The sequence below is a fragment of the Photobacterium pectinilyticum genome, assembly GCF_024357955.1.
Classification (GTDB): domain Bacteria; phylum Pseudomonadota; class Gammaproteobacteria; order Enterobacterales; family Vibrionaceae; genus Photobacterium; species Photobacterium pectinilyticum.
The window spans coordinates 116,120-130,290 of record NZ_JANEYT010000004.1; the positions used below are offsets into that span (position 1 = coordinate 116,120).

Annotated in this window: 14 protein-coding genes; 12 read left to right on the top strand and 2 right to left on the bottom strand. The window is 48.0% G+C overall.

Going from position 1 to position 14,171, the window contains the following annotated elements; genetic code table 11:
• Positions 1–6: 6 nt before the first annotated feature.
• From nqrE to dinB, 5 genes are all read left to right on the top strand, one after another.
• Positions 7–603 (top strand): NADH:ubiquinone reductase (Na(+)-transporting) subunit E, encoded by a 597-nt coding sequence (nqrE, locus tag NHN17_RS03250; RefSeq protein WP_255040698.1) that lies wholly within the window; start codon positions 7–9, stop codon positions 601–603.
• Positions 604–627: 24 nt separating this feature from the next.
• Positions 628–1,851 carry an NADH:ubiquinone reductase (Na(+)-transporting) subunit F gene (nqrF, locus tag NHN17_RS03255; protein ID WP_255040699.1) on the top strand — a complete coding sequence of 408 codons (1,224 nt, stop codon included), beginning with the start codon at positions 628–630 and terminating at the stop codon, positions 1,849–1,851.
• A 165-nt stretch (positions 1,852–2,016) separates the two neighbouring features.
• Entirely contained in the window at positions 2,017–3,027 is a 1,011-nt protein-coding gene (locus NHN17_RS03260) for an FAD:protein FMN transferase (protein ID WP_255040732.1), read from the top strand.
• 10 nt (positions 3,028–3,037) lie between these two features.
• A complete protein-coding gene (gene nqrM / locus NHN17_RS03265) occupies positions 3,038–3,259 on the top strand; it encodes a (Na+)-NQR maturation NqrM (protein ID WP_107350587.1) in 222 nt (73 codons plus the stop codon).
• Positions 3,260–3,396: 137 nt separating this feature from the next.
• On the top strand, positions 3,397–4,482 hold the full coding sequence (dinB, locus tag NHN17_RS03270; protein ID WP_255040700.1) for a DNA polymerase IV: 1,086 nt from the start codon (positions 3,397–3,399) through the stop codon (positions 4,480–4,482).
• A gap of 52 nt (positions 4,483–4,534) precedes the next feature.
• On the opposite strand, the gene NHN17_RS03275 is transcribed toward dinB, so the two are convergent.
• A complete protein-coding gene (locus NHN17_RS03275; RefSeq protein ID WP_255040701.1) occupies positions 4,535–5,995 on the bottom strand; it encodes an aminoacyl-histidine dipeptidase in 1,461 nt (486 codons plus the stop codon).
• A 512-nt stretch (positions 5,996–6,507) separates the two neighbouring features.
• Between NHN17_RS03275 and vcdP the strand changes: the two genes are divergently transcribed.
• The 3 genes from vcdP (at position 6,508) to gpt (ending at position 9,000) form a co-directional block, all read left to right on the top strand.
• Positions 6,508–6,597, top strand: a complete 90-nt coding sequence (gene vcdP / locus NHN17_RS26150; RefSeq protein WP_507237090.1) for a small protein VcdP — start codon at positions 6,508–6,510, stop codon at positions 6,595–6,597.
• A gap of 601 nt (positions 6,598–7,198) precedes the next feature.
• Entirely contained in the window at positions 7,199–8,488 is a 1,290-nt protein-coding gene (locus tag NHN17_RS03280; protein WP_255040702.1) for an NCS2 family permease, read from the top strand.
• Positions 8,489–8,541: 53 nt separating this feature from the next.
• Positions 8,542–9,000, top strand: coding sequence for a xanthine phosphoribosyltransferase (gene gpt, locus NHN17_RS03285; RefSeq protein ID WP_255040703.1), 459 nt, complete (start codon positions 8,542–8,544; stop codon positions 8,998–9,000).
• A 136-nt stretch (positions 9,001–9,136) separates the two neighbouring features.
• Here gpt and NHN17_RS03290 read toward each other — a convergent pair whose 3' ends face one another.
• The gene (locus tag NHN17_RS03290) at positions 9,137–9,433 is read right to left on the bottom strand and encodes a hypothetical protein (protein ID WP_255040704.1); all 297 of its coding nucleotides are present in this window, start codon (positions 9,431–9,433) and stop codon (positions 9,137–9,139) included.
• A gap of 261 nt (positions 9,434–9,694) precedes the next feature.
• On the opposite strand from NHN17_RS03290, the gene frsA reads away from it, so the two are divergent.
• The 4 genes from frsA (at position 9,695) to NHN17_RS03310 (ending at position 14,068) form a co-directional block, all read left to right on the top strand.
• Complete coding sequence (frsA, locus tag NHN17_RS03295; RefSeq protein WP_255040705.1) at positions 9,695–10,954, top strand: esterase FrsA; 1,260 nt, start codon at positions 9,695–9,697, stop codon at positions 10,952–10,954.
• A 119-nt stretch (positions 10,955–11,073) separates the two neighbouring features.
• Entirely contained in the window at positions 11,074–11,478 is a 405-nt protein-coding gene (crl, locus tag NHN17_RS03300) for a sigma factor-binding protein Crl (protein ID WP_255040706.1), read from the top strand.
• Between the two features lie 114 nt (positions 11,479–11,592).
• Positions 11,593–12,783, top strand: coding sequence for a glutamate 5-kinase (gene proB / locus NHN17_RS03305; protein ID WP_255040707.1), 1,191 nt, complete (start codon positions 11,593–11,595; stop codon positions 12,781–12,783).
• A 28-nt stretch (positions 12,784–12,811) separates the two neighbouring features.
• Positions 12,812–14,068: a glutamate-5-semialdehyde dehydrogenase gene (locus NHN17_RS03310; RefSeq protein ID WP_255040708.1), complete on the top strand. Its 1,257-nt coding sequence runs from the start codon at positions 12,812–12,814 to the stop codon at positions 14,066–14,068.
• Positions 14,069–14,171 lie beyond the last annotated feature (103 nt).

Genomic DNA, 14,171 nt, shown 5'->3' on the forward strand with positions numbered 1-14,171 from the left:
GGGAACATGGAACATTATATTAGCCTTCTGGTTCGATCGATCTTTATCGAGAACTTGGCACTGTCGTTCTTCCTAGGTATGTGTACATTCCTAGCGGTATCGAAAAAAGTAAAAACTTCTTTCGGTCTGGGGGTCGCGGTTATCGTTGTACTAACGATTGCTGTACCGGTGAACAACTTGATCTACAACCTGTTGCTAAAAGACGGCGCCATTGTTGCGGGTGTTGACCTTAGCTTCCTGAACTTTATTACGTTCATCGGTGTTATCGCGGCATTGGTACAGATCCTGGAAATGGTTCTGGACCGCTTCTTCCCGCCGCTATACAACGCACTAGGTATTTTCCTACCGCTGATCACAGTTAACTGTGCAATCTTCGGTGGTGTATCTTTCATGGTGCAGCGTGATTACAACTTTGCTGAGTCTGTTGTATATGGTCTAGGTTCTGGTATCGGTTGGATGCTAGCAATCGTTGCTCTTGCGGGTATCCGTGAGAAGATGAAATACTCAGATGTACCTCCTGGTCTTCGTGGCCTAGGTATCACATTCATCACCGTTGGCCTTATGGCGTTGGGCTTTATGTCCTTCTCCGGCGTTCAGCTGTAATCAGGATAATAAGGAATAAAATCAATGGATATTATTCTTGGCGTAGTCATGTTCACCTTGATTATCCTGGCTCTAGTTTTAGTGATTCTTTTCGCTAAATCTAAGCTGGTACCATCAGGTGACATTACTATCTCAGTAAATGGTGATCCGGAAAAAGCGATTACAACCGCTGCCGGTGACAAACTGTTAAACGCTCTATCAGCGAATGGTATTTTCGTATCATCTGCATGTGGTGGCGGTGGCTCTTGTGGCCAGTGTCGTGTGAAAGTGAAGACTGGTGGTGGCGATATCCTACCAACTGAGCTTGACCACATCACTAAAGGTGAAGCACGTGAAGGCGAGCGTTTAGCGTGTCAGGTTAACATTAAGTCTGACATGGACATCGAGCTTCCAGAAGAAATCTTTGGTGTTAAGAAGTGGGAATGTGAAGTTCTTTCGAATGATAACGAAGCCACGTTCATTAAAGAACTTGTGCTTAAAATCCCTGAAGGCGAGGAAGTTCCTTTCCGTGCAGGTGGTTACATTCAGATTGAAGCTGAACCACATCACATTAAGTACTCTGACTTCGATGTTCCTGAGGAATATCGTGAAGATTGGGACAAGTTTAACCTGTTCCGTTACGAGTCTATCGTGAAAGAGCACTCAATCCGTGCTTACTCTATGGCGTCATACCCAGAAGAGAAAGGCTTGATCAAGCTGAACGTACGTATTGCAACGCCGCCGCCAAACAACCCGGATGTACCACCTGGCATTATGTCATCGTACATCTGGTCGCTTAAGGCTGGTGACACGTGTACTATCTCTGGTCCATTCGGTGAGTTCTTCGCGAAAGAAACTGACAACGAAATGGTATTCATCGGTGGTGGTGCTGGTATGGCACCTATGCGTTCGCACATCTTCGACCAGCTTCTACGCCTGAAATCTAAGCGTAAGATGACTTACTGGTACGGTGCTCGTTCTAAGCGTGAAATGTTCTACATTGAAGATTTCGATACGCTAGCAGCGGATAACGACAACTTCGAGTGGCATGTTGCTCTGTCTGATCCACTACCAGAAGATAACTGGGATGGTTACACAGGCTTCATTCATAACGTGATCTACGAGAACTACTTGAAAGATCACGAAGCGCCTGAAGATTGTGAGTACTACATGTGTGGTCCACCAATGATGAACGCGGCTGTTATCGGCATGCTAAAAGATCTTGGTGTTGAAGACGAAAACATCCTGTTGGATGACTTCGGTGGCTAATTAGCTACACACTGAAAAACTGGCTGATCCCCTCTGGGGTCAGCCTTTTTTCGTAATAAGCGTATAATAACGGTATGTAACATATGGTTTTTCATACTTAGCGCTTTCACATAACTAATAACAATGACTGTCTTTCATTTGGGGAGTAGTTGGATGAAGACGTTACTGCACCGCGCATTGCTGATGCTTGCGCTGGTTATTACCCTATCGGCTTGTAGCGATCAGCGTGAATTGATTCACCTTAACGGTTCGACCATGGGAACCTACTATTCAATTAAGTTGATTAAGCAGGAAGGCTTACCGTCTGCCACGGATATCCAGGCAGAAATTGACCGTCGACTGGAATTGGTTAATGACCAGATGTCGACTTACCGTAAGCATTCCGAGCTCAGTCAATTTAACCAATTCCGTGCCAATGAGCCGTTCGAGGTATCAGCCGACACGGCTAAAGTGGTGACGGAGGCCATTCGCCTTGCTAAGCTGACTGACGGAGCATTGGATGTAACGGTTGGACCGATTGTAAATTTGTGGAGCTTTGGCCCTGAAGCGCGTCCGGAGAAGACTCCGACCGAACAGGAGCTGGCGGAGCGCCGCGAGATAGTGGGTATTCACCACTTGAGTGTGGAAGGTAACACCCTGACCAAGGATATCCCTGAGTTGTATGTCGACTTGTCTTCGATTGCCAAGGGATTTGGGGTTGACGTCGTGGCCGATTACTTTGATGATCTAGGCGTGGCCGATTACCTGGTTGAGATTGGGGGTGAACTGAGCCTGAAAGGCAATAACCTCGAAGGCGTACCATGGCGCATCGCGATTGAGAAGCCAACCGAAGACGGTAGCCGAGCGATTCAAGAAGTGATTGAGCCGGGTGATATGGCGGTTGCTACTTCAGGAGATTACCGTAACTACTTCGAAGAAGATGGTGTGCGTTATTCTCACCTGATCGATCCCAAAAGCGGTATGCCGATTTCTAACCATGTGGTATCGGTAACAGTGCTACACCCATCAAGTATGACGTCAGATGCATTGGCGACGGCATTCTCTGTAATGGGTGAGAAAAAGGCACTGGCATTGGCTAACCAAGAGCAGATTCCATTGTTGTTGGTTGTGAAAACAGAGCAAGGCTTCAAGGAATATATTTCTGATGCTTTTGCCCCTTATATGAACCAAAAGTAGAGATTGAACAATGGTTATCTATGTAACGACCTTTGCTGTGTTTTTGTTGGTTATCGCGGCGATGGCTGTCGGTTATATCTTCCAGCGTAAAAGCGTGAGTGGTAGCTGTGGTGGTCTTGACGGGATCGGTATCGCCAAAGAGTGTGATTGCCCTGAGCCATGTGATGCGCGCCTTAAACGTGAAGCGCGCGAAGCCCGCGCTGCAGAGTGGAAGAAAAACCAGATCATCTGATCGGGCAAGCCCTGACTGGCTCGCTTACCCTGATTTGAAGCCCGGCATTTTGCTGGGCTTTTGTTATGCTTCACACTGTTTGCTCTAGCCTCTATAATGTTACTGTATAAAAAAACAGTAATCAGGTGCTAGTTCGTATGTCTCCGTTGCCCCCCCCCAACCCAGCCAAGACGCAGAAAAAGATCATTCATGTGGATATGGATTGCTTTTTCGCGGCGGTCGAGATGCGAGACAATCCTGAGTTGCGTGATATTCCTATTGCGATCGGTGGGCGATCCGAGCAACGAGGGGTGATCAGCACTTGTAATTATCTGGCGCGCAAGTACGGTGTTCGCTCGGCGATGCCGACCGGAAAGGCCATGCAGCTCTGCCCGCACCTGACGTTGGTATCTGGCCGGATGGCGGTCTATAAGGAAGTATCGATTCAGATCCGCGAAATCTTCCAGCGTTATACCGATAAAATAGAACCGCTATCCCTCGATGAAGCCTACCTTGATGTGACCGACTGCGAGCTGTGCCATGGCTCCGCAACCTTGATTGCCGAAGATATCCGCCGCACCATCCGTGAGGAGCTGAACCTGACGGCATCAGCCGGGATTGCGCCGGTTAAGTTCATTGCCAAGATAGCCTCGGATCTCAATAAGCCCGATGGTCAGTATGTTGTGACACCCGATCAGATCCCCGAGTTTGTCGCTGACTTGAAGCTTGAGAAAATCCCCGGTGTCGGCAAGGTCACCATCCAAAAGCTACATGATAAAGGTTTGTATGTCGGCAAAGATGTGCAGCAATACGACAGGCATTTGCTGCTGCAGCAGTTCGGCAAATTCGGCCAGTCGCTATGGTCCCGTGCCCATGGGATTGATGAGCGGGAAGTGGTGGTGGAGCGCGAACGTAAATCCGTCGGGGTAGAGCGAACCTTCACCCAAAATATCAGTAGTTATGAGCAATGCTGGGAAGTGATAGAGCGGTTGTTTCCTGAATTGGAAAAGCGCCTCAAACGGGTCCGGCCTGAACTCAATATTGCCAAGCAGGGCGTAAAGGTGAAGTTTGCGGACTTTCAGCAAACCACGGTTGAGCATACCCAGCCTAAGTTGGACAAGGCTCAGTTTGTTGGGCTGTTGAAAGAGGCTTTGACCCGCCAGCAGGACAGGGAGATCCGCTTGATTGGGATCAGTGTTGGGTTGGAGATTGGTACTCGGGCGCAACAGCTGTCGTTGTTTTAAAAGCGAGCCCACAGGAGCTCGCTTTTCGTATCAGTCACTTAAGCCGTGAATATTATGCTTTTACCGGAATGTTCTTCAGGATCGCAACCATTTGCTCCCAGAATAGGGCAACGGTGTCGATCTGAACTTTCTCGTCCGGTGAGTGCGGGAACTTGATAGTTGGACCGAAAGAAATCATATCCATGTTCGGGTAGGGCTTCTTGAACAGACCACACTCAAGACCTGCGTGGATCACCATGATGTTTGGTACGCGGCCATAGATGCCTTCGTACGTTTTACGAAACAGGTGCATGACTTCAGAATCTGCATCAGGCTTCCAGCCAGGGTAAGTACCGGAGAACTCACAACTTGCGCCAGCAAGAGCTGCGACAGCTTTCAGCATACCTTCAACATTGCTACGGCCAGAGTCGATCAGCGAGCGGATCAGGCACAGTACCGTGATTTTATCAGCTTCAGTCGTGATCACACCGACGTTCAGTGACGTTTCAACCACACCTTGGATATCATCGCTCATGCGGATCACACTGTTAGGGCAAGCGTTCAGCATGTTGATGAAACGCTGTTGGTCAGCGGTTGCAAGTACATCAGCAGGAAGATCTGCCGCTTCGGTAAAGAGGTTGATGCCGGTTTCGACACGGCCAAGTTCAGCGGTCAGTAGCTCTTGGTAGTAAGCGAACAACTGATTAAGCTTGTTAACATTTTCTGCGGGTAGAGCAACAACAGCGCTTGCTTCTCGTGGGATAGCATTACGTAGGCTGCCACCAGTAAGAGAAGTTAGGCGCAAGCCTAGCTCTTCGGCGTGACCAAATAGGAAGCGGCCAAGGATTTTGTTGGCATTACCACGGCCGGTGTGGATATCACAGCCTGAGTGACCGCCTTTAAGGCCTTTAACTATTAGTTTTACTGCTTGGTAATCAGCAGGTGTCTCATCGCGCTGGATATCAACAACAAGGGAGCCGTCAACACCGCCGGCGCAGCCCATGTAGACTTCGCCTTCTTGCTCTGAGTCGGTGTTTAGCAGGATATCGCCTTCCAGCCAACCTTCTTCAAGACCGAAGGCACCCGTCATACCGGCTTCTTCATCAATGGTCAGCAGGACTTCTAACGGACCATGCTCGATATCTTTTGATGCCAGTACCGCAAGGCAAGCCGCCATGCCCATACCGTTATCGGCACCCAAGGTTGTGCCTTTGGCCGTCACCCACTCACCATCAATATATGGCTGAATAGGATCTGTTGTGAAGTCGTGGTCAGTATCTTCGTTCTTCTGCGGCACCATATCAATGTGAGCTTGAAGAACAACACCTTTGCGGTCTTCCATGCCCGGTGTCGCCGGCTTTTTGATGAAGACATTACCCACAGCATCACGGCGCACTTCAAGGCCTTCAGCTTCAGCAAACTGGATAATGTGCTGGGCTAGGGCTTCTTCATGCTTAGAAGGGTGTGGGATTGAGCAGATTTGGTCGAAGAATTGCCACACAGGCTGTGGTGACAGTTGACTGATTTCAGACACAGCAGTCTCCTTTATAAACTTTTAGTTATTGTCGATAAATTGGTTATAAATTAACTATATTGCAAAGTTATTCAGAACAATTAACTATCGCAGTTAACCTCAAGGATACCACTGTGCCCTAAACGGTAACAGCTAAATCCCTCCTTTGCTGCTATTGCGATGCGTCCACCTGAATAAGGTATGTTATATCCATGTTGTTGTTTAATAGGTGGAGGGTTACACGTTGGTCTCTAAATGGTGAGGCCGTGAACCCTTATTTTGTAATTTAATTACAGAAAACGTTGTTCTATCACTCAATATGGGCAAAAGTGTGACGCAGTTAAAGAAAATGCTTGAAAGTTTATTACGGCGAGGTTATAGTTAGCTCATCTTCTGAACGAAGACGAACGATAGAAAATTTTGCTCTAGGATGAGCCCGAGATATCGCCTCCAAGGAACCGAGTTGAAGTCAGGTCAAGATGGCCTAACACACAAAACGTGTGTACTTATTACTTAATAGTCAAGGTGATAAAATGAAAGTATTTGAATCTGTTAATAAATTTTGGAACAGCCGCGCTGTATACACTGGCAACTTTAAATACCCAAGCTCGTTCGGTTATTAATTCTGTGGTTTGTCTGGTTTTACATGGCCGGGCAGATCTATGTGGTCAATTTTTTTGTTCACCCCCTTTGTTTAAGAATATCTTAAAACCGCACTTCGGTTTGTAGTTACATTCTGACGCCACTTCAAGTTGAAGTGGCGTTTTTTTTATTCCTTCGTTTCATCTACCACTGCCTCCCTATCATACCAATACGTGTTTTATATCACCTTATCTCATACCTTTTGGGTGTATTCGATTACATACAGTGGTAGCCGCTAAATAAAGAACTCTTTCGCTTCATATTAACGATTGCGCATAGGTGAAAAATAGTAATTGAATGAAATGTAACCATGCTGTTAATTGATTAAGTTGTTGTTTTTAAGTGCTTTTATTTTTAGTCGTTTTTTATGGTTGGTTTTTTATTCGGTTGCCTGTATTCATTGATGATAAATACGTTATTTACTGGAAATTGATAATAATCGAGCATATAATCGCCCCCTAAAATAGAGACGCAATCGTTTACTATTTCTTTAATGTTCATGATGTGTGGAATCCGGGATACGGGCTCGGCAGATCCTATAAATCAATATCAATTGCTAATATCTCCAAGGAATCGAGAGCAATGCTTGAGAAACTTTTTAAACTCAAAGAGCACGGTACTGATGTTCGTACTGAGCTGCTAGCGGGTCTGACTACCTTTTTGACGATGGCTTACATCATTTTTGTAAACCCATCTATGCTGTCGGCAACAGGTATGGACCAAGGTGCCGTTTTTGTTGCGACCTGTCTTGCTGCTGTTGTTGGCTGTTTTATCATGGGATTTGTCGCTAACTATCCGGTTGCACAGGCTCCAGGTATGGGGCTAAATGCCTTCTTCACTTACGGTGTTGTGTTGGGTATGGGCCATACTTGGCAGGTTGCTCTGGCAGCCGTTTTCTTGTCGGGCCTGTGCTTTATTGCCTTGAGTGTGCTGCGGGTTCGGGAGTGGATCATTAACTCGATCCCTCATGCCTTACGGATCGGGATTTCGGCGGGTATTGGTTTGTTCTTGGCCTTTATCGCACTGCAAAGTTCTGGCATCGTTGTTGATAACCCTGCAACTCTTGTACAGGTGGGTGATTTCACAAGCTTCCCGGCAGCAATGGCTTCACTGGGCTTCTTCCTGACGATTGCGCTGGTGCACCGTGGTTACAAAGCGGCGGTATTGATTGCGATTTTGGCCGTAACGGCTATCAGCGTACTGGTGGGCGAAGTGACCTATGCTGGTATCATGTCAGCGCCACCTAGCATTGCTCCGACCTTTATGCAGATGGACTTCTCTGGCGCACTAGAAGTGGGCTTGATTTCAGTTGTTTTTGCGTTCCTATTCGTCGACCTGTTTGATACTGCAGGCACCTTGGTCGGTGTCGCGACGAAAGCTGATTTGATTGATAAGGATGGCAAGCTACCGCGTCTTAACCGTGCGTTATTGGCCGACAGTACGGCAACGTCTGTTGGTGCTGTTCTGGGTACCTCAAACACCACGTCTTACGTCGAAAGTGTATCAGGTGTGGCCGTGGGCGGCCGTACGGGTCTGACTGCTGTGACGGTAGGCGTATTATTCTTGTTGGCATTGTTCTTTGCACCGCTAGCAGGTATGGTTCCTGCCTATGCGACAGCAGGTGCGTTGTTCTACGTAGCCATCTTGATGATGTCTGGCTTGGTTAGCGTTGACTGGCGTGACTTAACAGAAGCAGCACCAGTAGTTGTAGTTTGCCTACTGATGCCGTTAACATACTCCATCGCGGAAGGTATTGGCCTTGGCTTTATCACCTACGCTGCCGTCAAAACGATGAGTGGCAAAGGTCGTGATGTAAATATTAGCGTTTGGGTTATCGCAGCCCTATTTGTTGCTAAAATTATTTTTCTATAACAGTAAATAAATACATACAGCAGTTTATCTGCTGACTCAGAGGTTCATCGGATATGAGTAATAAGTTCATCATCACTTGGGACAACATGCAAATGTATACCCGCCAGCTAGCAGAGAAACTACTTCCTGCCGATCAGTGGAAAGGTATCATTGCCGTTAGCCGTGGTGGTTTGGTTCCATCTGCAATCTTGGCGCGTGAACTTGGTATTCGTTATGTTGATACAGTATGTATCTCAAGCTACGACCACGATCACCAACGTGAGATGACGGTACTGAAACAAGCTGAAGGTGATGGTGAAGGCTTCATCGTTATCGATGATCTGGTGGACACTGGCGGTACAGCGGAAATGATCCGTAAGATGTACCCGAAAGCAAAATTCGTGACCGTATGTGCGAAGCCTGCAGGCCAACACTTGGTTGATGACTACGTGGTAGACATCCCGCAGGAAACGTGGATCGAGCAGCCATGGGACATGGCCGTGACTTACGTTGATCCAATTGCGAAAAAATAATATCGCTTGAGTGAGTAAACTTGAGTAAGTAAAAAGGAGCCTATGGCTCCTTTTTTTATGCTTAAAATGTTATACCAACCTACATAAATACTTGATCAACTACTTATCCAGATTGGTATTCTTGAAAAGCATGGTATTAACTGGCTTTAGCTCTGATATCCGATAGGGACTCGCCATTGGGTTTGTTGCGGTAGTAGTTGTTGTAGTTGATGAGATCAACCATAGTATTACCGGTGATTGTACATTGGCGTTGGTATTTGGTCTGGAAACTATCGGGGATCCGTTCACCTGATACGTCTAAGCATAGAGGGGTTTTGGCATTGACACCGCCAGAGGCCTCGCCGGGGTTGCCCCCCAATGAACCGCCACTACCAAAAGCGAGTACTGATGAAGAGAAAAAAAGCGAAGCACAAAGACAAAGGGCATATCGCATACTTACCACCGTATGAAATACTGATAGGTAAGTAAAAGCATAGCTGAGTTCTTTTGCTGAGGTGTACTGGTTCTGCAACTGGTGGGATTTGTCTGTCGGCTCATACTGTAAGTACCTGTTGGGTGGTATACTTTAAAAATATAAACACTATAAGCACATGCAGATAACTGAACAGGTGCTGGGCGCTGATGACTATGCTGAGGCTGCCCAGTTTGTTTAATCTGTTTAGTTCGGCTTGTGCGTATCAATATGGAGCTGAACGTGTCTGAATCGTCCAATACCAATCTTTCCGAAAAGCTCTTTGCCCCTAGGCAAACCTCCAAAGAAACGTCGAGTTTGGTGAAATTGGCCAATGTCGTCGATACACCAATCCACAGCGCCCTTGACGGAGATAGTGAAGTTGGCTGGTACCGTGTAATGCGGCGACCGCAATGGATCTGGCAGGGGGTTGATCCGATAGAGCTCGAAGCGATCCTTTCTAGGATGGCCAATTCCGATGCACCACGTACCCGCGATGATTTACTTGATACTGTTATCGGTTACAAGCCGGGAAACTGGGTGTATGAGTGGTGCCAATCCGGGGGGATGTACCACAAGGCTGCGCGAGATTTGCTGGCGCAGGGCGAAAAGGAAAAAGCAGCCGAACAGTTAATCACTGCCAGTATGCATTACAGCATCGGTGCCTACCCGCATCTTAAGGGGGATGATCTTTCTACCCAAGCTGAGTTGCAAGCCAACCAGGCTTATCGCGATGCAATGGAAAACATGCCACACCAAATGCGGACCATTGATGTCAAATACGAGAACAAGACATTCCAAGCTTTTATTCACTTGCCTCGTACCGACAAGCTATTGCCAACAGTGATTGTCAGTGGTGGTTTGGATACCCTGCAGTCAGATCTATTGCGTTTGTATCAAAAGTACTTCGGGCCTGCGGGCTTTGCGATGATCACCCTGGATATGCCTTCGGTCGGCCACAGTAGCCATTGGTCATTGACCGAAGATACCAGCCGACTGCATCAGGCTCTGCTGCAGCAGCTTATGGATGTGCCATGGGTTGATCATACCCGTGTTGCAATGCTGGGGCTGCGCTTGGGGGGAAATGCGGCCATCCGGCTTGGTTTTCTTGAGCCGTCCAGGCTGAAAACCTGTGTTAGCATTGGCGGAATTATCCATAGCTTCTTGGCAGATCCTAAGCGTTTGGATGCTATGCCTAGAATGTACCTCGATATGATTGCATCACGATTAGGTAAAAATGGCGTTTCTAAATCGAGTCTAGTCGCCCACCTTTCAGCTTGGTCGCTGAAGAATCAGGGCTTGTTAGGGCGCCGTAAGGTTGATGTGCCGATGTTGGGTATTGGCCTTAAGGATGATCCGGTGTGTTCGGAATTCGATAACCAGCTTATTGCGATGTCGAGCAGAGGGGGGAAAGCCGTTACTATGCCAAATAAGCCGCTGCATGATGGCTACCACCGCGCAATGATCACGGTTGTTGATTGGCTGAAGGAAAAGCTCGCCTAGCACGTATCAATATCAAGAAGTCTTTATCAATATGTCTGTTTTGTAAATAAATTGTTGCCAAGCGGGCGGTTTATGGCTTAAATGGAATAGGTAAATTATTGCTAGGGATGGAGATGACTATGACGACCGAAAAGACTTTCCCGCCCCATGGGCGTTTGATGACAAAACTGACGGCTTTGGGACCCTATTTACGTCAGCCTCTGTCTTCTGAAGGGCATTTTTTCTTTGACTGCCTTTCAAGCTGTGTTAGCGCCAAAAAGGCGCCTGATGAGCGTGAATTTTGGGGCTGGTGGTTCATCATCGAGGCCAATGATGAGGGCTTTGACTATCACTATGGCTTTGGTCGTTATGACGGTGCTGGTGAATGGGTGAAAGATCCGGTTCCTGCCAAACATGAGAAAGCGGTGCAGCAAACATTAGACGATTTTTATCCGAAATTAGAAGGTTTGTTGCAAAAAGAGTTTGAACTGACCTTATCGCCCTCAAAGGTCTTAAAAGAGCCTGAACTAGGTAGTGTCGCCTAACTATCCAGCCTGATGTTAAATGAAGAAAAATGCGCCTAATTGGCGCATTTTTCTTGTGATTTAGATAGGGTATTGATACAACATCATTCTACTTATTCTTTTTGTTTTATCCCCATGGCAGAGACAAATATCCTAAATGAAAAAAACAAGGACTTGGTAACCGTAGGCTCGAAAAACGGGTCTCAAAACCAAGACGTCAGGCACAGTTCGCAGACTATCGTTGTCAAGCTGGGTACCAGCGTATTGACCGGCGGAACACTAAAGCTGGATCGTGCCCATATGGTTGAACTGGTTCGTCAGTGCGCACAATTGCGCCGTCAGGGCCACAAGATCATTATCGTGACATCTGGCGCGATTGCCGCTGGCCGAGAACATTTAGGATACCCCGAACTGCCCAAAAACATGGCGAGTAAGCAATTACTGGCAGCTGTTGGTCAAAGCCGCTTGATCCAAGAGTGGGAGAGCCTGTTCGGAATCTATGGCTTGCACGTGGGGCAGATGTTGTTAACCCGTGCGGATCTTGATGATCGCGAGCGTTACCTCAATGCCCGCGATATGATTGTTGCCCTACTGGATAACGGTATTATCCCGGTTGTGAACGAGAATGATGCCGTTGCAACCACTGAGATCAAAGTGGGTGATAACGATAATCTCTCGGCATTGGTCGGTATCTTGGCTGGGGCCGATAAGCTATTGCTGCTGACTGATCAGCCAGGGCTGTTTACTGCCGACCCTCGCAACAACCCAGACGCTGAGTTGATCCGTGAAGTTCATACTATCGATGAAACCTTGCGTAAGATCGCAGGTGGCAGTGTCGGTGGTCTGGGTACCGGTGGCATGGCAACCAAGTTGCAAGCAGCTGATGTTGCACGTCGTGCGGGTATTGAAGTGATTATCGCTGCCGGTAGCCGTCCTGATGTGGTGGCAGATTTAGCGCTAGGTACGTCTGTCGGTACCCGTTTCTTACCGTTGGAGTCACCGCTGGAAAGCCGTAAACGTTGGATTTTGGCTGGTCCTCCGCCTGCTGGAGATATCGTGATCGACCAAGGTGCAGCGGTTGCTGTGCAGCAGCGCGGAAGTAGCCTGCTGTCGAAAGGGATCACCAAGGTGAAAGGCGAGTTCGAGCGTGGAGAAGTGGCTCGGATTTTCAATACCCAAGGCGAACTGCTTGCCCGCGGGATCAGCCGATACTCTAGCGACGATCTGGCGAAAATTGCTGGTAAGCACAGTCAAGATATTTATCAGGTGTTGGGTTATGAATATGGCCCAGTTGCTGTACACCGTGACGACTTGGTAGTCATCTAACTCGTATTGAAACGTAAGGGAAAAGAACATGAATCTTGAACTGATGGGCCAAGCGGCGCAACAGGCTGCCTTCGAACTGGCAACGGCAGCAACAAAACAGAAAAACCGTGCATTGGCTGTGATTGCCGATGAGCTAGAAGCAAACCAAGACGTGATTTTGGCGGCCAACGCCAAAGATATTGCCGCTGCTAAAGAAGCTGGTATGACTGATGCGCTCGTTGATCGCCTGTTACTCAATGCCGAGCGTTTGGTCGGTATTGCCAATGATGTCCGCAACGTGATCAGCCTTAACGATCCTGTGGGTGCTGAGCTAGATAGCAAAGTACTGGAAAACGGAATGCGACTGAGCCGCCGTCGCGTACCGCTAGGTGTGGTTGGCGTGATTTATGAAGCTCGGCCGAATGTGACTATCGATATCGCTGCCTTGTGCCTGAAAACCGGTAACGCCAGTATCCTTCGTGGTGGTCGCGAGACGTTCCATTCCAATATGGAGCTGGTTAAAGTGATCCAGGTTGCTCTTGAGAAAACTGGGCTGCCAACAGCTTCGGTACAGTACATTGAAAAACCTGATCGTGAGTTGGTTTCCCAATTGCTGAAGATGGATCAGTATGTTGATATGATCATCCCGCGCGGCGGTGCAGGCCTACACAAGATGTGTAAGGAAAACAGCACTATCCCAGTGATAATTGGCGGTTTCGGTATTAGCCATGTTTACGTTGACGCCTCGGCAGATCTCTCGCGCACGCTAGATGTAGTGGAGAATGCCAAGGTACAGCGTCCGTCGGCCTGTAATGCCCTTGATACCTTACTGGTCCATGAGAAAGTCGCAGAGGCTTTCTTGCCTCGTCTGACCGAGCGCTTAAATGTAAGCAATGTTGACCTAGTGGCTGACGAGAATGCCTACGAGCTACTTGAAGGCAAAGCGGCAAGCCTACGCCGTGTAGCTACAGGTGACTACGACACCGAATGGTTGAGCTTCACGCTAGGGATCAAAGTTGTCAAAGATGTGGAAGAAGCCATCGCCCATATGCGTAAGCACAACGCCAGCCACTCCGATGCGATCATGACCAACGATCTGGTCGCGGCAGAGCGGTTCGTCAATGCAGCCGGCTCAGCGGCGGTTTACGTCAATGCTTCAACCCGCTTTACCGATGGCGCACAGTTTGGTCTCGGCGCGGAAGTTGCCGTGTCGACCCAGAAGCTGCATGCCCGTGGTCCGATGGGGCTGGAAGAGTTAACAAGCTATAAGTGGGTTGGTATCGCAGACTACCTCCCACGAGCTTAATTGATTTATCGTCGCCAGTTAATGCGATAACTGCATCGGAAGTGCTCATTTACGTTCGTAAACTCCGCGCTTCCTCTTGGTTCTAGGTAAACTGACTTAGAAC